Source organism: Kitasatospora gansuensis (assembly GCF_014203705.1).
Classification (GTDB): domain Bacteria; phylum Actinomycetota; class Actinomycetes; order Streptomycetales; family Streptomycetaceae; genus Kitasatospora; species Kitasatospora gansuensis.
The window spans coordinates 7,851,500-7,872,330 of sequence record NZ_JACHJR010000001.1 but is presented as its reverse complement, the minus strand read 5'-3'; the positions used below and the strand labels follow the sequence as shown (position 1 = coordinate 7,872,330).

Annotated in this window: 24 protein-coding genes and 1 tRNA gene; 7 read left to right on the top strand and 18 right to left on the bottom strand. The window is 72.4% G+C overall.

Features of this window, described 5'->3' with window-relative positions; translation table 11 throughout:
- The first annotated feature begins 207 nt into the window (after positions 1-207).
- Positions 208-1,419 (top strand): serine hydrolase domain-containing protein, encoded by a 1,212-nt coding sequence (locus F4556_RS35415; protein WP_184923548.1) that lies wholly within the window; start codon positions 208-210, stop codon positions 1,417-1,419.
- Between the two features lie 7 nt (positions 1,420-1,426).
- Here the strand turns inward: F4556_RS35415 and F4556_RS35410 are convergent, their stop codons facing one another.
- Positions 1,427-2,293, bottom strand: a complete 867-nt coding sequence (locus F4556_RS35410; RefSeq protein WP_221503777.1) for a protein phosphatase 2C domain-containing protein — start codon at positions 2,291-2,293, stop codon at positions 1,427-1,429.
- Positions 2,294-2,538: 245 nt separating this feature from the next.
- Between F4556_RS35410 and F4556_RS35405 the strand changes: the two genes are divergently transcribed.
- Both F4556_RS35405 and F4556_RS35400 read left to right on the top strand, forming a co-directional pair.
- Positions 2,539-4,338, top strand: a complete 1,800-nt coding sequence (locus F4556_RS35405; RefSeq protein ID WP_184923546.1) for a cellulase family glycosylhydrolase — start codon at positions 2,539-2,541, stop codon at positions 4,336-4,338.
- A 222-nt stretch (positions 4,339-4,560) separates the two neighbouring features.
- Positions 4,561-5,814, top strand: coding sequence for an NAD(P)/FAD-dependent oxidoreductase (locus tag F4556_RS35400; RefSeq protein WP_184923544.1), 1,254 nt, complete (start codon positions 4,561-4,563; stop codon positions 5,812-5,814).
- A 6-nt stretch (positions 5,815-5,820) separates the two neighbouring features.
- Here F4556_RS35400 and F4556_RS35395 read toward each other — a convergent pair whose 3' ends face one another.
- On the bottom strand, positions 5,821-6,285 hold the full coding sequence (locus tag F4556_RS35395; protein WP_184923541.1) for a hypothetical protein: 465 nt from the start codon (positions 6,283-6,285) through the stop codon (positions 5,821-5,823).
- Positions 6,286-6,334: 49 nt separating this feature from the next.
- A complete protein-coding gene (locus F4556_RS35390; RefSeq protein ID WP_313069076.1) occupies positions 6,335-6,922 on the bottom strand; it encodes a TetR/AcrR family transcriptional regulator in 588 nt (195 codons plus the stop codon).
- A gap of 109 nt (positions 6,923-7,031) precedes the next feature.
- On the opposite strand from F4556_RS35390, the gene F4556_RS35385 reads away from it, so the two are divergent.
- Positions 7,032-7,922 (top strand): TIGR03620 family F420-dependent LLM class oxidoreductase, encoded by an 891-nt coding sequence (locus F4556_RS35385; RefSeq protein ID WP_184923539.1) that lies wholly within the window; start codon positions 7,032-7,034, stop codon positions 7,920-7,922.
- Between the two features lie 358 nt (positions 7,923-8,280).
- On the opposite strand, the gene F4556_RS35380 is transcribed toward F4556_RS35385, so the two are convergent.
- The gene (locus F4556_RS35380) at positions 8,281-8,454 is read right to left on the bottom strand and encodes a hypothetical protein (protein ID WP_184923537.1); all 174 of its coding nucleotides are present in this window, start codon (positions 8,452-8,454) and stop codon (positions 8,281-8,283) included.
- A 190-nt stretch (positions 8,455-8,644) separates the two neighbouring features.
- Positions 8,645-9,508 carry a polysaccharide deacetylase family protein gene (locus F4556_RS35375; RefSeq protein WP_184923535.1) on the bottom strand — a complete coding sequence of 288 codons (864 nt, stop codon included), beginning with the start codon at positions 9,506-9,508 and terminating at the stop codon, positions 8,645-8,647.
- A 174-nt stretch (positions 9,509-9,682) separates the two neighbouring features.
- Between F4556_RS35375 and F4556_RS35370 the strand changes: the two genes are divergently transcribed.
- Positions 9,683-10,366, top strand: coding sequence for a DUF6445 family protein (locus tag F4556_RS35370; RefSeq protein ID WP_184923533.1), 684 nt, complete (start codon positions 9,683-9,685; stop codon positions 10,364-10,366).
- Here the strand turns inward: F4556_RS35370 and F4556_RS35365 are convergent.
- The 3 genes from F4556_RS35365 to thpR all read right to left on the bottom strand — a co-directional run bounded on the left by F4556_RS35365 (position 10,306) and on the right by thpR (position 11,991).
- The gene (locus F4556_RS35365; protein WP_184923531.1) at positions 10,306-10,869 is read right to left on the bottom strand and encodes a hypothetical protein; all 564 of its coding nucleotides are present in this window, start codon (positions 10,867-10,869) and stop codon (positions 10,306-10,308) included. The genes F4556_RS35370 and F4556_RS35365 overlap by 61 nt on opposite strands.
- Positions 10,870-10,893: 24 nt before the next feature.
- Entirely contained in the window at positions 10,894-11,307 is a 414-nt protein-coding gene (locus tag F4556_RS35360; RefSeq protein WP_184923529.1) for a cytidine/deoxycytidylate deaminase family protein, read from the bottom strand.
- A gap of 90 nt (positions 11,308-11,397) precedes the next feature.
- The gene (gene thpR / locus F4556_RS35355) at positions 11,398-11,991 is read right to left on the bottom strand and encodes an RNA 2',3'-cyclic phosphodiesterase (RefSeq protein WP_184923527.1); all 594 of its coding nucleotides are present in this window, start codon (positions 11,989-11,991) and stop codon (positions 11,398-11,400) included.
- A gap of 112 nt (positions 11,992-12,103) precedes the next feature.
- On the opposite strand from thpR, the gene F4556_RS35350 reads away from it, so the two are divergent.
- Positions 12,104-12,829, top strand: coding sequence for a hypothetical protein (locus F4556_RS35350; protein ID WP_246511182.1), 726 nt, complete (start codon positions 12,104-12,106; stop codon positions 12,827-12,829).
- A gap of 141 nt (positions 12,830-12,970) precedes the next feature.
- On the opposite strand, the gene F4556_RS35345 is transcribed toward F4556_RS35350, so the two are convergent.
- The 10 genes from F4556_RS35345 to F4556_RS35300 form a co-directional block, all read right to left on the bottom strand.
- Positions 12,971-13,432, bottom strand: a complete 462-nt coding sequence (locus tag F4556_RS35345) for a hypothetical protein (protein WP_184923525.1) — start codon at positions 13,430-13,432, stop codon at positions 12,971-12,973.
- A gap of 43 nt (positions 13,433-13,475) precedes the next feature.
- A complete protein-coding gene (locus F4556_RS35340) occupies positions 13,476-14,165 on the bottom strand; it encodes a response regulator transcription factor (RefSeq protein ID WP_184923522.1) in 690 nt (229 codons plus the stop codon).
- Positions 14,162-15,394 (bottom strand): sensor histidine kinase, encoded by a 1,233-nt coding sequence (locus F4556_RS35335; RefSeq protein ID WP_184923520.1) that lies wholly within the window; start codon positions 15,392-15,394, stop codon positions 14,162-14,164. Before F4556_RS35335 ends, F4556_RS35340 begins: the two co-directional genes overlap by 4 nt.
- Before the next feature lie 99 nt (positions 15,395-15,493).
- The gene (gene trxA, locus F4556_RS35330; protein ID WP_313069073.1) at positions 15,494-15,823 is read right to left on the bottom strand and encodes a thioredoxin; all 330 of its coding nucleotides are present in this window, start codon (positions 15,821-15,823) and stop codon (positions 15,494-15,496) included.
- Positions 15,824-15,842: 19 nt separating this feature from the next.
- On the bottom strand, positions 15,843-16,292 hold the full coding sequence (locus F4556_RS35325) for a MerR family transcriptional regulator (protein ID WP_184923518.1): 450 nt from the start codon (positions 16,290-16,292) through the stop codon (positions 15,843-15,845).
- 166 nt (positions 16,293-16,458) lie between these two features.
- Positions 16,459-16,680 carry a hypothetical protein gene (locus F4556_RS35320; protein WP_184923516.1) on the bottom strand — a complete coding sequence of 74 codons (222 nt, stop codon included), beginning with the start codon at positions 16,678-16,680 and terminating at the stop codon, positions 16,459-16,461.
- Positions 16,677-17,075, bottom strand: coding sequence for a hypothetical protein (locus F4556_RS35315; protein ID WP_184923514.1), 399 nt, complete (start codon positions 17,073-17,075; stop codon positions 16,677-16,679). The genes F4556_RS35320 and F4556_RS35315 overlap by 4 nt, the downstream gene beginning before the upstream one ends.
- 116 nt (positions 17,076-17,191) lie before the next feature.
- Positions 17,192-18,670, bottom strand: a complete 1,479-nt coding sequence (locus tag F4556_RS35310; protein ID WP_184923512.1) for a sensor histidine kinase — start codon at positions 18,668-18,670, stop codon at positions 17,192-17,194.
- Positions 18,667-19,389: a response regulator transcription factor gene (locus F4556_RS35305; protein ID WP_184923510.1), complete on the bottom strand. Its 723-nt coding sequence runs from the start codon at positions 19,387-19,389 to the stop codon at positions 18,667-18,669. Before F4556_RS35305 ends, F4556_RS35310 begins: the two co-directional genes overlap by 4 nt.
- Positions 19,390-19,708: 319 nt before the next feature.
- Positions 19,709-19,782 (bottom strand) — tRNA-Cys (locus F4556_RS35300).
- Positions 19,783-20,022: 240 nt separating this feature from the next.
- On the opposite strand from F4556_RS35300, the gene F4556_RS35295 reads away from it, so the two are divergent.
- Entirely contained in the window at positions 20,023-20,793 is a 771-nt protein-coding gene (locus tag F4556_RS35295) for a hypothetical protein (RefSeq protein ID WP_184923508.1), read from the top strand.
- Positions 20,794-20,831: the final 38 nt, after the last annotated feature.

Below are 20,831 nucleotides of genomic sequence, written 5' to 3'. Positions count from 1 at the left end.
CCGTGACGGCCCGGCCCGGCCGGGCCTTCCCTCCCTCCAGGGTGCGCCGGGCCGAACCGCTCGGCGCGGCAGCGCCACCCGGCGGCGGGCCGGGACCGTACGGGTGGACTCGCCGAGCGGTGCGGCGGGCCCGGCGGCCCGGGGCCGGGCGGGGTGGTGACCTTGACCGAGCAAGGTCCTCCCCACCCCCGGAAGGGATGTCCCGCCATGCGCCGTCCGACCGCCGGCCGACTCGCCACCGCCCTGCTCGCCCTCTCCGCCCTGGTCCCGCTGACCCTCGCCGCACCCACCGCCCAGGCCGTGCCACCGTCGGCAGCCGTCTTCACCGGTGACGCGTACGCCGACGACTGCCCGCCCGATGGGCTCGACCCCGCCCTCGCGGCGCGCCTCGACCAGGCGATCGAACAGACCCTCCAGGAGACCGGCACCCCCGGCGTGATCGTCGGTCTCCGGCTGCCCGGCCGGGGCACCTACCTGCACACCGCCGGGGTGGCCGACACCGCGACCGGGCAGCCGATGACGCCCGACCTCCGGATGCGGATCGGCAGCGAGACCAAGACCTTCACCGTCACCGCCGTGCTGGAACTCGTCGACCGGGGGCTGGTCGGCCTCGACGACCCGATCTCCGCCCACCTCGACGGCGTACCCGACGGGGAACACATCACTATCCGTCAGCTGGCTGAGATGCGCAGCGGTCTGTTCTCGTACACCGCCGACGACGACTTCGTCCACGACCTGCTCAGCGACCCGACCCGCCCGTTCACCCCGCCGGAGCTGCTGACCTACGCCTTCCACCACCCGAACGTCTTCGCCCCCGGCTCGAAGTTCCAGTACTCCAACACCAACACCGTCCTGCTCGGGCTGCTGGTGGAGAAGCTCTGCGGCCTGCCGCTGGCCGAGTTCATCCACCGGAACGTGACCGGCCCGGCCCACCTGCCGCACACGCTGTTCCCGCAGGGCGCCGAGTTCCCGGAGCCGCACGCGCATGGGTACACCAACCAGACGCTGTCCGGCCGGATCGCCGACGCCACGGACTGGAACCCGAGCTGGGGCTGGGCCGCGGGCGCGATGATCTCCGACCTGGACGACCTGCACCGCTGGGCCAAGGTGCTCGCCACCGGCACCCTGCTCTCCCCCGCCACCCAGGCGGAGCGGGAGAAGTTCATCCCGGTGCCCGGGTTCGACGACTCCGGGTACGGCCTCGGCCTGTTCCGGAACCACGGCTGGGTCGGGCACAACGGCTCGCTGCCGGGCTACGAGAGCGTGACGATGTACCTCCCGGAGCAGGACGCCACCATGGTGATCCTGCTCAACACCGATGTCCTGCACGCCGGTTCCGAGCCCAGCACGCTCTTCGCCAAGGCGGTCACCTCGATCGTCACCCCGGAGCACGTGTACGACATTCCCGCCGAGAGCTGATTCACCGTCAAATGTGCTGTTCAGTCAGCTCGTTGAGCCTGACGTGGGCCAGTGCCTTGTCGTCGTGGATCTTCCCGCGCGGCCACTTCACCGCGCCCCGGTCCCCCGCCTCGGCCTCGTGCACCGCGTCGACCAGCCACTGCGGGCCCGCCCGCCGGCAGTCCTCCAGCAGGGTGGTCCAGTCGGCCAGCCGGTAGTCGTCCACCAGTGAGCTGACCCCGTCGGTGGCCAGCACCAGGTCACCGAGTTCGGCCAGCGGCCAGGACGCGGTCCGGGCGTGCAGCCCGGCCGCCGGATCCGCCTCCGCGATCCAGTAGCCGCCCTCGCGGTTGATCACCGTGTACTGGAACTCCCGGAGCTCCAGCATGAGTTCGCGATGACGGGCGTCGAAGCCGGACCCGGCGGCCAGCCGGCTTCGGTACTCGGCCAGCTGCGGCCGGGGTGCGACCAGGTCGGCGAGGCGGTCGTCCCGCAGCTCGTGCACCGAGCCGTCTCGGCCGTACGCCACGACGGGGCTGTCGCCGAGCACCGCCGCGTCCAGCCGGTCGCCGGCGCGGCGCAGCACCGCCACGGTGGCGGCCGGGCTCCGGCCCGGGAGCAGCCGGTGCTCGGCGGCGACCGCGCGTATCGCCTCGGCCAGCACCACCCGCAGGTCCGGGTCCCCGCCGCCGTCGAGTTCGCGGGCCAGCCACGCACCGAGGGTACGGGCGTACCAGCCACCCCGGGGTTCGTCGCCGCTCACCGTGGACACCCCGTCGAGGACGATCACCGCGTCCGGCAGCACGACGACGTGATCCTCGGTCAACTTCCCCGCGGTGCCGGGACGTTCGCCCGTACGCACCACCCAAGCCGCCCCGCCCTGCTGCCCGCTCACCCTGCACTCCTGTCCGGCCGCAGCCGCTCCGCGTTCAACTGGCGAATACTGAACGGCCTCTTGACGCCTCGACGCTCCATGGATTCACTGGACCCCGCCACACCCGGCATGCCCGCCCCCACCCTACGGGCCGCCGTCCCCCACCCCGGCAGCACCGCACGGCGTCCAGTCCTTCCCCATCATGGGAGCGCTCCCATGGCTGGCCGCCACCCCCTGCCGGGCCCGTACCAGAGAGGACCCGCGACGTGCTCCACCCCGTACGCCGCCTGCGCGATGCCCTGCTGACCATCGCCCTCGCGTCAACCGCGCTCATCGCCCCCACCACCACCGCCCAGGCCGCCGCGCCCGCAGCCGGCGCCGCTACCACTGCCATCGGCTCCGGCTACTGGCACACCAGCGGCCGCCAGCTGCTCGACGAGGGCAACCACCCCGTCCGGATCGCCGGCCTCAACTGGTTCGGCTTCGAGACCGCCAACTACGTCCCGCACGGGCTCTGGTCCCGGGACTACAAGAGCATGATCGACCAGATCAAGTCCCTCGGGTACAACACCATCCGGCTGCCCTACAGCGACGACCTCTTCAAGGGCACCTCACCGGTCAGCCTCAACACCTCGGGCGGCATGAACGCCGATCTTCAAGGCCTGAACTCACTCCAGGTGATGGACAAGATCGTCGACCAGGCCGGGACCGCTGGGCTCAAGGTGATCCTCGACCGCCACCGTCCGGACTCCAACGGGCAGTCGGCGCTCTGGTACACCGCCGCCGTGCCCGAGTCGACCTGGATCAGCCACCTCAGCAGCCTGGCCTCCCGGTACGTGGGCAAGCCGGCCGTGATCGGCATCGACCTGCACAACGAGCCGCACGACCCGGCCTGTTGGGGCTGCGGTGACCCCGCGCTGGACTGGCGGCTGGCCGCCGAGCGGGCCGGCAACGCGGTGCTGGCCGCCAACCCGCAGCTGCTGGTCTTCGTCGAGGGCAACCAGACCTTCAACGGCAGCTCGTACTGGTGGGGCGGCAACCTCCAGGGCGCCGCCCAGTACCCGGTCCGGCTGAACGTGGCCAACCGGCTGGTCTACTCCGTGCACGACTACGCGACCAGCGTGGCCCAGCAGAGCTGGTTCAGCGACCCGTCGTTCCCGGCCAACATGCCGGGCGTCTGGGACCGCAACTGGGGTTACCTGTTCCAGCAGAACATCGCGCCGGTCTGGGTCGGCGAGTTCGGCACCACCCTGCAGTCGACGGTCGATCAGAAGTGGCTGAAGGCGCTGGTGCAGTACATGCGGCCGACGGCCCAGTACGGGGCCGACAGCATCAGCTGGACGTTCTGGTCCTGGAACCCCAACTCCGGTGACACCGGAGGGATCCTGAACGACGACTGGACCACCGTCAACACCACCAAGGACGCCTACCTGGCGGACGTCAAGGCGCCCGGCTTCGGCCCGGTCGGCGGCGGGGGCGGTGACGTGCAGGCGCCGTCCGTACCCACCGGCCTCACCGTGACCGGCAGCACCGCGAACTCCGTCTCGCTCTCCTGGACCGCCTCGACCGACAACGTCGGCGTCACCGGGTACGACGTCTACCGCGGCACCACCCTGGCCGGCCCGGCCACCGGCACCACGTACACCGACTCCGGGCTGACCGCCGCCACCGCGTACGCGTACACGGTGCGGGCCAGGGACGCGGCGGGCAACGTCTCGGCGTCCTCCACCGCCGTGAACGCCACCACCAGCGGCAGCGGCGGCGGCAGCGCGGGCTGCACGGCCGGCTGGCACCTGGACAACCAGTGGACCCCCGGCTTCACCGCCAGCGTCACGGTGACCGCCACCGCCGCCACCAACTCCTGGACGGTGCGCTGGACTTGGCCGAACGGCCAGCAGCTCACCAGCTCCTGGAACGCCACCGTCCAGCAGGCGGCAGGCACGGTCACCGCGACCAGCCTGTCCTACAACGGCACGCTCGCACCCGGCAGTTCGACCAGCTTCGGCCTGCAGGGCACCTGGACGGGCAGCAACGCGGCCCCGACGCTCACCTGCACGGCCGCCTGACCCTCCGGCCCCCGGTGGTGGGGCAACTCCTGCCCCACCACCTCCTCCGACCTCCGCGAGCGGCCCGACCCCACCGATCAGGCTCAGCTTGGCGATCCGCAGCTCGGCACCGTTCGGGAGGTCGACATCCGTCAGAAACCCCGCCCCGGAAAGGACTTCCGACGCTCGGCGGTACGATCCAGCCATTGATACCCGCGAGTAGGTGCCAGTACCGTTCCGTACATGACCGAGCCTGAGAGCGCGCAGTACGACTACGACGTCGTCATCAGCGGAGCCAGTCTCGCCGGCAGCACCGCGGCGATCCTGCTCGCCCGCCGCGGTGCCCGCGTCGCACTGCTGGAACGCCGCTCGGATCCCGAGGCGTACAAGGTGCTCTGCACCCACTCCCTCACGGCCAACGCCTACCCGGTGCTGGACGAACTCGGCCTCGTCCCCGCGCTCGAGCAGGCGGGGGCCGTCCGCAACGAGGCGCGCTGGTACACCCGTTGGGGATGGATCGAGCCGAAGGGCGCCGAGCTGCCGTACGCGTACAACGTGCGGCGCAGCACCCTCGACCCGCTGATCAGGGCCCGAGCGGCGGAGACCCCCGGCGTCGAACTGCTCCTCGGCCACCAGGTCACCGGGCTGCTCCGGGAAGCCGGGCGTACCGCGGGGGTGCGGGTGACGACACCGCAGGGCGAGCGCGAGATCCGGGCCCGCCTGGTGGTCGGTGCCGACGGCAGGGACTCGGCCGTGGCGAAGCTCGCCGAGGTGCCCGCTCGGCTGCACGAGAACACCCGGTTCGCCTACTTCGCGCACTTCCGCAACCTTCCGCTGCACGGCGGGATCGCCCACACCTGGTTCCTCGAGCCCGACATGGCGTACGCGTTCCCCAACGACGACGGGGTGACGGTCGTCGCGGTGCTCCCGGACAAGAAGCGATTGCCGGACTTCCGGGAGGACCTGGAGGGCAGCTTCCTCGCCTTCGTCCGCGCCCTGCCCGAGGCGCCGCCGATCGACTCCGCCGAGCGCATCTCGAAGATCACCGGCTTTCTCGACTACCCCCTGCACAGCCGCAGGCCGACCGCACCGGGCGTCGCGCTCATCGGCGACGCCGCCCTGACCGGCGACCCCCTGTGGGGCGTGGGCTGCGGATGGGCCCTGCAGTCCGCGCACTGGCTGACAACGGCGGTCGCCACGGCCGCAACCGGTCGGGGCGACCTCGACAAGTCGCTCGCACTGTACGCCCGCACCCACCAGCGCCGGCTGCGCGGTCACCAGCAGCTGGCCGCCGACTTCGCCAAGGCCCGCCCGTTCAACCCCTTGGAGCGGCTGATGTTCTCGGCGGCAGCCCGCGATCAGTCGCTGGCGCGCCACATGCACATGTTCGGATCCCGGCTGATCGGTCCACTGCGCTTCCTCAACCCCGTGGCAGTGGCCAAGGCATCGGCCGTCAACATCAGGCACCGCCGGGCAACTGCGCTGCACCACCGGTGACTTCGGTCAGGACAGCTGCTCGCGCGCCTGACCGAGCGCTGAGGCGAAGCCCGCCGCCACCTCCACCGGGTCGGTGCCCTGGGCCTCGACCTCGGTACAGCCGCGGGGCTGCTTCTCGATCCGGATCCGGCAGGGCAGCGCGGTGTACGAGCCGGACTCGAACTCCCAGCGCAGCCGTTGCCCGGCCCACTCCCCACTGAGCGAACCGTCCTGCTCGACGGCGGCCAGTTGGTAGTAGACGGTCCGGCAGTCCGGGACGTGGTCCCAGACCGACCGGGGACCGGTCCACTGTTCGTCCCGTTCGACGACGCGGGCGTAGTCGCGTTCGAGCGCGTCCTCGCCGATCTGGGAGTTCCACAGCGCGGTGATCTCGTCGGCGATCGCGCGGGTCGTGACACGCAGGGTGTGCACACCCGCCTGGACCACGAATCCGGGCTCCGTGGCCGTGGGGTCCTGCGGCGTTTCGGTCACGATCTGATCCTCCCTCATGGAGCGGTGCTGGAAGCGACGGCCGGACGGATCAGCCCTCCGCCGTGCCGCTCCCGCGCACCCCGTCGACGACGATCGCCAGCAGCCGACCCGCTTCGGCCGCACCGTCCGGATCGTGCTCGGTGGCCAGCGCGATGGCACCGACCAGCCGGAGCAGGTCGCGGACGGTGACCTCGGCGCGCACCGCGTGCGCGTCGTGCGCACGGGCGAGCAGCTCGCCGCCGGCCTGCACGATCATCGCGTGGCAGGTCTCTCCCAACGCCGGGTCGCCCTCGCCGGTATCGGGCATCAGGGACGCCCCGAGACCCCTGTTGGTCGCGGCGTGTTCGACGACCGCGTGCAGCCAACTGACCAGCGCCGCACCCGGATCTGGGGCGATGGCCAGGTCGGCGGCCTTGGCGCAGAGGGTCTCCACCCGGTCCCTGAAGACGGCTTCCAGCAGCGCCTGCCGGGACGGGAAGTGCCGGTGGAGGGTGGCCGATCCGACACCGGCCTCCCGGGCGATCTCCTCCAGGGAGGCGTCGGTGCCGTGCGCGGCGACGGCGGCTCCGGCGGCGGCCAGGATCCGGTCGTAGTTGCGCTGCGCGTCCGCGCGCAGCGGGCGCTTCGACGTTCGCACGGGGGCTCCTGACGGCTTGCTAACCGGGGTGGTCCTCCATATTGTATCGACAGCCAAACGGAGGGGCACCCCACTTCTCCCCCCATGCCCGCGAACCCCGGGAGAGACCGTGACACCAACGAACCACCAGCACCCCGAACTCGGACGCATCGGCATCTGGGCGGGCGAACTCGACGACTGCACGGCCGCCGGCCTCCGCGAGGCCGTCGCCACCGTCGAGGACCTCGGCTTTGGCACCCTGTGGTTCCCCGAGACCGCCGGACGCGAGGCGATGGCGCAGGCCGCGATGCTGCTCTCACAAACCCGGCGGATCGTGGTGGCGGCCGGCAGCACGGACATCTACGCGCGCGATGCCGTGACAACTGCCGCCGCTCAGCGCACTCTTGAGGAGGCGTTCCCCGGGCGCTTCCTGCTCGGGCTCTGGGACAGTCACCCCAGCCTGGCCGAACAGGTCCGCGGCCACCGCTTCGGTCCGCCACTGCCCACCATGCGCGCCTACCTGGACGCTCTCGACGCCGCACCCTTCGGACCGCCCGGCACCGCGCCCTCACCACATCGTGTACTGGCGGCCCAGGACCCCGGCATGCTCGCGCTCGCGGCCGAACGCGCCTGGGGCGCCCACGTGTTGGGCATGCCGGTCGCACACACCCACACCGCCAGGGCCATCCTGGGACCCACCGCGATGCTCGCCGTCACCCAACTGTGCGTCCTGGGCCCAAACCGCTCGCACACCGCCGCACCGGCTCGCGACACCGCGGCGGCGGCCCTGCCGAACCGCCGTACCCTGCTACGCGCTCTGGGTTACGAGGCCATCGACCCGCCCGAGGACCGGCTGGTCGACGCGATCGTGGCGCACGGCACCGCCGAGGACATCGCCCGCCGCGTCCACGAACACCTCGACGCCGGGGCCGACCACGTCAGCCTCCACCTGCTCACCGCCACGCCCGGCACGCCGCCCACCCGGCAGTGGCGGCAGCTCGCGGCACAGCTCCTGCCCTGACCGGACGCGGCGTCAGCGCGCCGCCCAGTCCGGGCAGACCGGCTGGTGCCACCTGGTGCGCACCACGGCGCCGCCGAGCAACCGACGCTCGCTGCTCCAGGTCCGGCAGCATCCCGGCCGTACCGGTGGGGTGTCACGCCTGGCGGCCGCGCGGACCGGAGCCGGACCCGCGCCAGGTTGGCCGTTGCTCGGGGCAGCGGCCCGGCTCGAAGTGGTGGCCGCCGAAAGCCGGGCCCGGTGGCGGCGCATCTGCGCCGGGGAGGAAGAAGTCACATCCAGGCCCTCCCACCAATGGTCACCTCCCAACCCGTCACTCACCCGAACGGGCGACGGCCGTAGCGGCGGCGACGTCACCCGGTCAGTCGTGGTGGGCGCCGAGCTCGTCCAGGTACCGCAGCCGCCGGATGCACGCCCGGGCCCCGAACTCGGCGGTGTACACGTCCATTTCCCCGCCCGCCTGCACCCACCGCCCGGTCTGCCGGTCCACCACCGCCCACGCCTCGCGGCCCAGGTCGTCGGGCGGCAGCCGCATCGCCTCGTACCGGGGCGCGGCACCGACCGTCGGCGAATCGGCCGTCCCGGCGCACCCGGGCGGGGCCTCGAACCGTGGTAACGGGCTGTCAGGGCCCCCGCTCGTCATGCTCACCACAGTAGAGGAACGGCGTCGCTGACATTGTGTCAATGGATCACCTCGCGGCGTCCGACCCTTCCGCACGGACCGGTCAGGTGCAGAGCTGACTGGCGGTCACCGGCCGCAGCCCGAGCCGCTGCAGCCCGTCCAGCACGGCGGGCAGCGCGTCCACGGTGCCCTGATGGCCCATGTGCAGCGCCACCACCGAGCCGCCCTGCACCGAACGGAGCAGCCGCCGTTGCAGCAGGTCCGCACCCGGATCGCTGTAGTCACGCGGGTCCACGTCGAAGGACAGGCAGTGCTCGTACCCCACCAACCGGGCCTGCTCCCGCACCATCGCGTTGGCGTACTGGGTCGCCGACGGCCGGAACCAGCGTCCGATCGAGCCGGTCAGCCTGCGCAGCCGTTCGGCGCACTCGGCTATCTCCGCGTGCGCCTGATCGGGGGTCATGGCGTTGATGTCGAGGTGGTTCTGGGTGTGGTTGCCGAGTTCGTGGCCACCGCGCAGGATGCGTTCCGCCATCTGCGGCTGCTGGTCCAGCCAGCGGCCCACCGCCAGCACCGTCAGCCGTACCCCGTGCTGCTCGGCCCGCTCCAGCAGCGCCGTCGCCTGGGCGGGGTCGCCCTCGCCGTGGAAGGTCAGCGCGACCTCGGCCCGCCCGCGCGGCCCGTTCACCACCTCGACCGGCGTCCCCGGCGCGAGCGGCGCGGTCACCGGGACCACGGCGGCGGGCGGCGACGGCACCGGCGTGGGCGCGGCCGTTGCGGCGGGCGTCCCGGCCGGGTTACGGGTGATCAGGGGCGAGTACCCGGCCGGACCTTCCGGCGGGTCGATCGGCCCCAGGTCACCCGTGGCCCGGGTCGGGCCCGGCGCGCACGCGGACAGCGCACCGACCGCGGTCACGGCGGCGAGCCGGGCGGCGGTGCGCAGGACAGAGCGACGGTCAGCAGTCATCGCGCACCAGCATAGAGACAGCGGAACACCCGTACGAATCGAACACGCCCGTCCGGGCCAGCGGAAACGCCCGCCGTCACCCGTCTCGGCTGTTGGCTGAACGCCGTCATCATGACCGAATGTTGACCATTTCGCGGGCGAGTCGTGGGGCCCCGCCCTCCTATGGTCGACCGCATGCCCCCACAGCTCCGTCGGCCGAACGCCACCCTCCCCGTTCTGCCGTACCGCAAGCCCACCCGAGGCCGTGACTACTGGGTCCTCGACGACGTCCTGCCCAACATCGACGAGATCCGGGCCCGCTGCCTGGCGGTCGAGCAGTGGGACGAGGGCTACCCGCACAAGCCCGAGGCCTGGCCGGGCCTGCGCACCATGCCCGGACTGCTGCCCGCCGAACTCGCCCACGTCGAGGGCCTGGTCCGGAAGGCCACCGGCGCACCCCGGATCTGGGCCCGCTCCGAGGCCGAGGGCGGCACCTTCAACCACAACTGCGTCCAGGTGGTCGGCGAGGGCGAGTGCGAACCCCGCCCGCACACCGACTCCCGCGCCCTCTGCCGGTACGCCGCCGTGCTCTACCTCAACCCCGACGTCCCCAAGCAGTGCGGCACCAGCTTCTACCGCCAGAGCTTCCCGGGCGGCCGCCTCGGCGGCAACCTGGTCACCGCCCCGCACAACAACCTGGTCGACGCCCTCGGCACCCGCTACGTCCCCGCCGACTCCTTCACCGAGGACGTCGCCGTCCCGCACCGCTACAACCGCCTGCTCCTCTACACCGCCAACATGATGCACACCGCCACCTCCTACTGGGGCAGCACCCTGCCGGAGAAGCGGATGACCGCCGTCTTCTTCTGGATGGCCTGACCACCGGCGCGGAACAGGCTGACCCGGGAGATCTGCCCGTCCGACCAGCCCGGCCGGCCATCGGCCCGATCGATCACCGTGATCCCGACCTGCGTCTCCGGCACGCGGAACCGAAGGATCCCGGCCGCCGGGTCGCTGTCGTACTCGACGTACGGCTCGAGGACGTGCCCTGCCGCTTCGATACCGGCTCGCACCGGTTCGAACACGGCCGGACCTGACAACGTCCCGTACACCTCGCCGAGACATGACGGCACGTCAGCGGGGGTCGGCTCCCCACGGTCCAGGCGGACGACGAACCCGAAGGGCCGCCACCCGCCCTCCTCCTCGGCGCGCAGGTGGTGCACCTCGACCAGCCCGTAGTCCTGAACCAGTCCCAGCGCCGTCTCCCCCGCCCACAGCGGCGCGGCACCCAGCCGCGCCGACCACTCCTCGGGCGACAGCTCAAGCCCCGCACCCAGCACACCACCGCTGGTGGCCACGTCGACCAGGAACTGATGGATCATCGTCGGGCTCCTCTTTGCTCGGCTTTACTCGGCGTCGAGCTGGTGGTCGGCCCAGACGTAGCTTTCGGGTAGCAGGTCGGTGATGCGGACGGTCCGGACGCGGTCGCCTGTGCCGACGATGACCTTGAGGGCGGGGAAGTAGTCGAGCAGGACCTGCCGGCACCGGCCGCACGGAGGAACGACTCCCCGGTCGCGGTCGCCCACGGCGACGATCGTGTCCAGCTCGTAGGCGCCCTGGGCTGCTGCCGTACCGATCAGGACCAGCTCGGCGCAGGGGCCGCCCGTGAAGTGGTAGGCGTTCACCGCGGTGACGATCCGGCCGTCCCGGGCACGGGCCGCGGCCGCCATGGTGTGGTTGTCGCCCCGGCAGCGCGTGCGCGCGACCTCCGCCGCGGCCTCGATGAGCTCGTGGTCGACGTGGTGGGTCTGCGTGGTCATCTTCTCTGCCTTCGTCAGGTGTCACGCGACATTGACCCAGGTGACGAGGGTGCGCAAGCGAATATCGGCCGTGTGCCAACCGGTGGGCGGCTACGGCCCGGTGGAGTCGCTGCCGAGTCGCCAGGCCTCGATGTCGCGGTAGTGGATCGGCCCGGGCCCCCGGCCGATGTTGCTGCCGACCAGGTGGAGACGTTCGGTCCGCCACGGTCGGCCCACGAACGCGGTGAGTCCGGCCGCGGCCTGCGGCACGCTGCTGGGATCGTCGCGGCGAGCCCGCGCCAGGGTCAGATGGGGGCGCAGCGGGCGGTCCTTGAAGTCGATCCCGCAGGCCCTGACCACGTCCCGGACGTCGGCGGCCAGCAGCTGCAGTCCGTCCAGGTCCCCGTCGATCCCGCTCCACAGCAGCCGCTGGTCGAAGTGGCCACCGCCCCGCAGGCCCAGCCGCAGAGCGGGGTGCGAGGCCGCCAGTCCGGCGAGCGCCGGCTGCAGCAACGGGACTGCTGCGGAGGGGAGTTCACCGAGGAACGCCAGGGTGATGTGCCAGTCCTCGATCCGGTTCCACCGCAACTGCGGGTACGCGGCGTAGGCCGGCTCCAGGGCCCGGGCCAGTTCGTCCTTGGCGTCGTCGGGCGGGGCCAGCGCCACGAAGACGCGGCGGGTCAAGGACTCGGGATGATCGTTCACCAGGGATTTCTAGCACCTCACCGATACCCCGTTGCGCGGGCGGCACCGGGTCGCCAACCGCCCCGAGCAAATTCGTTGGCGCCGAGAGCCTTCCGATGACAAGACTGCACTGGTGAACCCCCTGCCGCCGTTGCCCGGCCCGCTCCCTCTGCCGGCACCGGACCCGCGTGTCCGCGACGTCGTTCTCGACTATGCGGACATGGACGCTTTGGTGGCCCAGCTGGTTCTGCCCGGCGAGGCGTCGATGTACGTCATGAGCGCGATGGAAACGTCCCGCGAACTCATCAGGCACTCCTACTACCGGTACGAGTTCGCCACCGTCGCCGTCACGCATTCCCTGTTCGCCCTGGAGCACGTCCTGGCCGAGCGCCTGGCCATCCCCGACCCGCTCCAGGACCTCATCGAGCGGGCCGGCGACACCGGACTCATCCCGGCCGAACTCGCCGCCGAGCTCGACCGCAGCCGGCTACTGCGCGACCGGCTCACGCAGGGCACGGCGACAAGTGCCGCCCTCGGCCCGGCCAGAGCCATCGCCATGGTGCGTGCCGTCTTCGACGCTGTTTCCCTGCTTCTTCGCGCACCATCCGCAGCAGAGGCGCCAACTGTCGACCTGAGCGGGGAACAGCCTCAAGACCGACTCGCCCGGCTGTGGGAGGAACACCGGCGCGCACCGTACCCCGACAGCTTCCGCGGCATCGACGTTGAGAGTGTCGAGCTCATCCTCCTGGACGCCGACGTCGCCGCTCTCGTCCAGCGAGAGATGACGGTGGGCTCGACGACAGTGGCATCGCCACCCTCTGGGCGTGCATCGCCGACCTCGACAAGATCGTGCCCCTGATCAACTCGGAGTACTGCGCCTCCTACTTCGCGAAACTTCGGACGCTGGCCAAGCTCGCGGTAACACGCTACCTACCCACCGCGATCTGACCGATGGTGCCCGTTCGAGGCATCGTTCGAGGTCTGGCCTTGAAGAACAAGCTCAGTCGTAGAAGAACAGCTCCAGATCCTCGATGGACCCCGGTCCCGTCAGAAAGCCCTCTGCCTTCGCAACGTCACCTTCGGGCGGCAGCACACCATTCAGGAGCTGCTTCATCCACAACTCCCCCTGCTCTCCGACCGCGTAAATGCCGGACAGCAGCTCGGCCATGCCCGCCCGCTGCGCCGGGCTGCGCCCGACCACCGGCTGGAGTGCCCATCCGCCTGCCCGCGCAGCCAGCCTCAGCACCCCGGCCCAGTTGGCGATCCGACCGATCCGCACCTGCCACGGGTCCTCGGTGAACGGAGCCGGCCGCCCGCCGTGCAGCGCGTTGGTGGCGGCGACGATGTCTGCCAGCACCTGCCGTTCCACGGCATCCCGGACCCAGCGCCCTTCCTGCGACTCTTCGATCGCAGCGGACCACCACTCCCACGCACCGTCGATGCGGTCGGCGAACGTTTCCATACCCACAGCCTTCCAAACCGGCCTTACCACCGCTGAGGCCGGGTCAGCCGGTGAAGGCCGGGACCACCAGGCCCGACTCGTAGGCGATCACCACGGCGTGGGTGCGGTTCTGGGCGCCGAGCTTGGTGAGGACGTTGCCGACGTGGGTCTTGGCCGTCTCCAGGCTGACCCTCAGGGTCTCCGCGATCTCCGGGTTGGAGAGGCCGGTGGCCATCAGGCGGAGCGCCTCCTCCTCACGGCCCGTCAGGGCTGCCCGCGGCAGTGCCTCGGCGGAGGCCAGCGGGCGGGCGGTGACCATCCGGCGGAGGGCGGACGGGAAGAGGATCGCCTCGCCCGCCGCCACCACCCGTACCGCCTCCGCGATCTGTCGGACCGGCAGCCGCTTGAGCACGAAACCGCTGGCCCCGGCGCTGAGTGCGGCGGTGACGTAGTCGTCGTTCTCGAAGGTGGTGATCACCACGACCTTCGGCGGGTCGGCCGACTCGGCCAGCAGGTGGCGGGTGGCGTCGATCCCGTTCCGACGCGGCATCCGGACGTCCATCAGGACCACGTCGGGACACAGCCGTTGCGCCTGCTCGACCGCCTCGACGCCGTCGGCGGCCTCGCCGACCACCGTGATCCCCGGCTGGGCCGCGAGCAGTGTGCGCAGGCCGCTGCGGGTCACCTCGTCGTCGTCCGCGATCAGGAGCGTGACGGGGGAGGTGGCGGCCGTACCGGCGTCGGAGCCGGTCATGCCGACAACCGTACCGGCAGCCGGACCGCCAGCCGCCAGTGCTGCGGCCCGGCCGGTCCTGCCTCGAACTCGCCGTGCAGCAGCCGCACCCGCTCGGCCAGCCCGGGCAGGCCGTGCCCGGAGGTGGGGAAGGCGCCCGCGCCGGTACGCGTCCCCGCGCCGGTCCGGTTGACCACGCTGAGCTCCAGGACGTCCGGCGCGGCCGTCACCCGGACCTCGATCGGGCCGCCCGCCCCGTGCCGCAGGGCGTTCGTCAGTCCCTCCTGCAGGATTCGGTACGCCGCCCGGGAGAGCGTCCCCTGTACCTGCGTCAGCTCGCCCGACAGCTCCGGCTGCACCACCGCGCCCGCGTGCCGCAACCGGTCGAGCAGTTCGGGCAGGTCGGCCAGGGTCCGGGTCGGCGCCGTACCCGCCTGCTCCTCGCGCAGGACGCCCAGTACGTAGTCCAGGTCCTCCAGCGCGGCCCGGGTGGACTCCTCGATGCTGCGCAGGGCGGCCCGTGCGGCCGCCGGGTCGGCGGACAGCACCTCGCCCGCCACGGCCGCCTGGATCGTGGCCGCGGTCAGCGTGTGTCCGATCGAGTCGTGCAACTCGTGGGCCAACCGGTTGCGTTCGGCCAGCAGCAGTTCCCGTTCGCTGGCCAGCGCCAGCCGCTCGGCCGCGGACGGCCCCAACAGCCTTGGCGCCAGCCAACGCAGAGCGCTCGTCACCGGCACGCACACCACCAGCGCCAGCAGCAGGCAGGCGACTGCCAGCGGCCAGCTCCAGCCGCCCTTCCCGTCCACCGACCAGGCGAACAGCTGCACCCGCGCATCCGCACCGGTCCAACCCCCGGGCAGGGACACGGCCATGGCGAACAGCAGACCGCTCACCAGCGCGCCCGTCCACCCCAGTGCCACGTGCAGCACCAGCCAGAGCGGAGTCCGCCAACGGTCCGCGCCGGCGGGCCGTCGGCCCGCCACCGGATCCGGCAGCGGCACCTTCAGCATCCGCCGGGCGGACCCGACCAGCACCCGCCGGGTGGTGCGGGCCAGCCCGAACACACCGACCGCCGCCGCCCAGGCCAGCAGGCACAGCACGGCCTGCACCCAGAAGGGAGCGGACCGCGACGCCACCAGCGGCAGCATGGCGAACGGCAACAGCGGAAGGCTCGCCATCGCGCCGCAGTAAGCGAAGAGCACACCCGAATACGTGGAGCCGCGTAGCAGCGGCCGGATTCCCCTGATCATGATCGCCAGTATTGCCCAGCAGCTCAGCAGCAGCCTCCCCCGATCGGGGGAGCACCTTCTCCCACCCCGTCGACCGAGCAGCGCCTGGCCGACGGACGGTCAGAGCACGTCGTCGAACTCCCGCAGCAGCCGCGCCTTGGCCCGCGCGCCGACCACCGACCTGACCGGTTCGCCGCCCCGGAAGAGCATCATCGTCGGCATCGAGAGCACCGCGTACGCGGCCTGGGTCTCCGGATTGCGGTCCACGTCCAGCTGCACCACCGTGAGCCGGTGCGCCTCCTCGCGGGCGATGTCCGCCAGGATCGGCGCCATCATCCGGCACGGCGGGCACCAGTCGGCGGTGAACTCCACCAGCACCGGCCCCTCGGCCGCCAGCACCTGCTCCGCGAAGGTCTCGTCGGTGACCGCGGCCACCCCGGTGATCTGCACTGTTGTCCCCTTTGCTCGTCTACTCGGTTTCCGGTCCAACGGTCGGCAGTCCGCCCGGAAGCCCGGTCGCCAGTTCGCAGAGCGGCGGCTGGTCGGCGGCGGTCGCCAGCGCGTCCCGCGACTCGCGGGCCCGGACCAGCTGGGCACCGACCTGCTCGCGCACCTCGTGCAGCCGGGCGATGCACGCGTCCAGTTCGGCGAGCTTGCGCTCGTAGACCTCCAGCGAGGCCGGGCAGGAGTCACCCTCCGGGTGCCCCGCCTGCAGGCACTCGACGAACGGCCGGGTCTCCTCCAGGCCGAACCCGAAGTCCTGGAGGGTCCGGATCTGCTGCAGCAGGCGCAGGTCCTCCTGGCTGTACGCCCGGTACCCGTTGCCGGACCGCCGGGCGGGCAGCAGGCCCAACTGCTCGTAGTACCGCAGCGTCCGGGTGGTCGTGCCCGCCCGCTCGGCCAGCTCACCGATCCGCATCGCCCGCTCCTTCCGGGGTGCCTCTCCGCACCGCCTGGAACGACGGTAGACCTTGACCCTGACGTCAACGCCAGCACACCCCGCCGCCGGACAACGGCGCAGCCCGGAACCGGACCGCCGGCCCAGTGGGCCGGACGGACGGTTCCGGGCTGCCGCCCCTACAACTTCAGCTGTCCTCGGTGCTGTCGGACTCCGCCTGCGCCGCCGCGCTCTCGGCGGCGTCGACCTTCTGCTGCATGTCCTGGACCTGCGCGTCGTCGGCCCCCGCCGACTGGCCCGCCCGGTCCGGCGTGCCCTGGCTCCCGCCGGTCGGCCCGCAGCCGGTCAGGGTCAGGGCGGCGAAGGCCGCGAGGGCCGCTGCGCCGAGAACGGCCTGACGGCGGGTCACTTGGCGGGCGCCTGGGTGTGGCCCTGGGCCGCGCACCAGGTGGCGACGGCCTTGAGGTCGTTCTGCCGGGTCTCCAGGGTGGGCACCATGCTCTTGCGGAAGGTCAGCCGACCGCTCAGCAGGGTCTGGATCTCGGTGTGTCCGGCGGCCTTCGCGTTGGCCACCCGCTGCTCCATCCGGGCCACCGAGCCGACCACGGTCGCGTCGCCCTTCAGCCGGGTCAGCGAGGCGGTGATGCGCTGCTCGGTCTTGGGCAGCCGCTTGCAGACGGACTTGGCGCCGTCGCCCTTCGGTGCGGCCGCGGGCTTGGTCTCGGCCTGCGCGGGCACGGCCACCAGCAGCGTGCCGGCCAGCGCGAGTGCTCCGGTGACGACGGCCTTGCGGTTGCTGAGCATGGCTGATCTCCTTCGACGACAGGTGCGTTGGGCCCGTGACCGGGCCGACCGGCAGGAGGGTAGCGCCGTTTCTTGTGGAATCCTTGTGAGCACCACAGGGTCCGGCTGCCAGGCCGTCAGGACCGGTCGTCGGCCAGCCAGTCCCGGCGCATCGAGAGCTGTACGGGCAGCTCCAGCGTCGGGGCGTCGGGCCGCAGCAGCGGCAGCCGGACCTCGAACCGGCTGCCCGGGCCCTCGGGCCGGGGGCCGACCGTGACGGTGCCCCGGTGCAGGGCGGCCTGCTGGGCCACCAGGGTCAGCCCGAGCCCGGAGCCGGGGCTGTCCGGGCGGCGGTGGAACCGGGTGAAGACCGCCTGCCGCGCCTCGGGTTCGATGCCAGGGCCGCAGTCGTCCACGGTGAGCACCGCGCACTCGCCCTCGGTGCCCAGCCGCACGGTGACGGTGGCCGGTCGGCCCGGCTGGTGGCCGTGCACCACGGCGTTGCCGAGCAGGTTGGCGAGCAGGATCCGTAGTCCGCCCTCCCAGCCGAACACCCTGACCTCGGCCGGGGTTTCGGCGGACAGCCGGACCTCGGGGTGCCGCCGCCGGGTCTCGCCGGTCGCGTCCTCGACCAGCTCGGCCAGGTCGATCGGGGCGAACGCCGAGACCTCGACCAGGTCGCCCTGCGCCAAGGTCCGCAGCGCGGTGAGCAGTTCCTCCAGTCGGCCGTGGTCCGCGCGCAGGTCCCGGACCACCTCGGCGCGCTCCCCGGCGGGCAGGTCGGGGTGCGCCGCGAGCACGTCGAGGTCGGTGCGCATGCTGGTCAGCGGGGTGCGGAGCTCGTGCGAGGCGGCGGAGGAGAACGAGCGGGCGGTGTCCAGCGCCTGCGCGGTCCGGGCCGCCTGCTCGTCGTAGCGGGCCAGCAACACGCCGATGGCGGTGGCCAGTTCGTCGACCTCGGTGATCCGGATCCGGCCGGGCGCGAATGCCGCGAAGGTCTCGGCGAAGGCGGCGGCCCCGGCCTGCGGGTCGAGCTCGGCGGCCCGGCGGCTGAGCCGCCGGATCGACAGGGTGGCCCGCCGGGCCAGCCCGAGCGCGACCAGTCCGGAGACCGGCGCGGCCAGCACCGAGACCAGCAGCACCCGGCGGCGTACGGCGGCGAGCTGCGGCCCGTCGGCGGCGGTCGGCGCGATCAGCCACAGCGTGCCCGGCGCCGCGCCGTCCACCCGTACGGTCAACACCCGCCAGGCGGCTCCGTGTTCGCGTACGGTCACCGGCCCGCCGGGCACGGTGGGCAGCCGGGCCGGGTCGGCCGGTGCCGGGCCGCCGGCCAGCACCACAACACCGTCCGCCGCGGCCACCCGCACCCCGGAGTCGAGCGCGTCGCCGAGGATCCGGCGGCTCTGGTTCTGCTCGACCTTGGGCCGGCCGCCCCGGTCGGCGGTCAGCAGCGCGCGGGTGGCGGGCAGCACAGCGGCGGCCCGGTCGTGCAGCCTGGCGTCCTGCTGGCCGCGCAGGTCCCGGTTGACCAGGCCGAGCAGCAGGGCGCCCGCGCCGAGCACCAGCAGGGGCACCACCACCGTGACCGACAGCGCGATCCTGCTGGAGAGCTTCACGAGCCCTCCCCCGCGCCGGAGCCACTGCCGGAGCCACCGGCGGGCAGCCGCAGGACGAAGCCGACGCCGCGCACGGTGTGGATCAGCCGCGGCCGCCCGCCCTCCTCCAGCTTGCGCCGCAGGTAGCTGACGAAGGTGTCGACCGCGTCGGTGCGCACCTCGAAGTCGTAGCCCCAGACCCGGTCCAGCAGGGTGTCCCGGCTCAGCACGATCCCGGCGTTCCTGACCAGCTCGGCCAGCAGCTCGAACTCCCGGCGGGTGAGGCTGAGTTCGACGCCGTCCTGGTGCACCTGCCGGGTCTCCTCACTGAGCACCAGCGGCCCCGCCCGGAGCGTGCCGGCCGGCGGCGCGGGCCTGCGCCGGAGCAGCGCCCGCAGCCGCAGCACCAGCTCCTCCAGGGCGAACGGCTTCACCAGGTAGTCGTCCGCCCCGGCCTGCAGGCCGGTCACCCGGTCCGCGAGCTCGTCCAGCGCGGAGAGCATCAGCACCGGCGTCTCGTCCCCCTGCTCCCGCAGGCCGCGACAGACCTCGGTGCCGGACCGGCCGGGCATCGAGACGTCCAGCACCAGCACGTCCGCCGCCGCCTCGGCCAGCAACCGCAACGCCTCCGCGCCGCTCTCGGCCGTCCGGACGGTGAAGCCGCTGAGCCGCAGCCCGCGCTCCAGCGACCGGCGGATGGCCGCATCGTCGTCCACCACCAGGACCCGACCGGCGGTCATCGGCTCTCCTCCCGCTCCGGGGGCTGTATGTCGTAGGGGGCGCCCTACGCTCTCACGCCACCCGTGGCGCACGCGGCCGGGGGTCGGTCGTCACCCCGACCCGGCGAGGCGCTCGTGATCGGCCGCCAGCAGCGCCTGGTACGACTCCGCGATGGCGACCGTGCGCGGAATGAGAACGGCGTCGACAACTCATCGGTCACCACAGACATTTTCGCCCCCCGGTCAACGGCCGTCGCGCCATTCCAGAACGAATGTGCGCAACAATGCCGCGGAATCGTCGAATCCGGCGCCGCAGAAGGGTCGCCGAATTCGACGGTCATGGAGGTGGAGACAGGAATCGAACCCATGTACACGGCTTTGCAAGCCGCTGCCTCGCCTCTCGGCCACTCCACCGGGCGATTCGATTCACCAACCTAGACCGTGCCACCGGGATTTCCGGGCACGCCACGCCGCGCCGTCAAACCAATCCGGGAACATCGGCCGCCCGGCCCCCGCCACCCTATTCGGCCCGGCTCACCGCGCCCGGCGACCACGTCAGTCGGCGGGACCGACGGTAATCTGCTGCGAGCAGCGTCCGATCAGCGAAGATGGGATTCACGCGTGACCGTCAAGGACTCCCGGCCGACCTTTTCCGTGGGCCCCGTATTCACCGGACCGGCCGCCCGATGTCAGTACAAGAGCCTGCCGCTGCGGGACCTGCCCCCGCTGGGCATGGTCCGGCAGGCCCGGCTGGCGCTCGAGGACTCCCGCGAGCGGCGCTCCGGGGTTCCGGCGCCCGGACGGGCCTCCGCCTTCTCGGCCGGGGACTGGGTGCGGGTCAAGGACGCCGACGCCGTCCGCGCCACCCTGGACGGCCGGGACCGGCACCGCGGCCTGTGGTTCACGGCCAGTCAGTGGTCGTACTGCGGCCGCACCTACCAGGTCGAGCACGTCGTGCGGCGGATGGTCGACGACCACTACCGGATGCGCCGGCTCTCCGCCACCACCAGCCTCAGGGGGGCGACCTGCCTCGGGGCGGACCGGTCCGAGGGCTGCGGGCTGGCCTGTGCGCTGCTGTTCCGGGACGAGTGGCTGGAGCCCTCCACCGAGGCGGCCGCCGATCCGCTGACGCCCGTTCGGTTCGTGACGGTGCGCAGCCTGGACGAGATCCGGGCCACCCTGGACGCCGACGGCCGGCTGCACGGTGTGCCGTTCCAGCCGGGCATGGCGCTCTTCGCCGGCACCAGCCACGGCGCGACGCCGGTCCGGCACCGGTCACTGGCCCGCTGGCAGCGACCGGTCGGCGGGGACTGGTACGTGCTGGACAGCCTGCGCTGCGGCGGCGAGCCGCTGCCGCTGACCGGCTGCGACCGGCAGTGCGCGCTGCTCTGGCACTCCTCCTGGCTGCACCTGGACCCGGCCTGACCGGCCACTGACGGCGCGTCGGCACCGGGCGGCGCGGG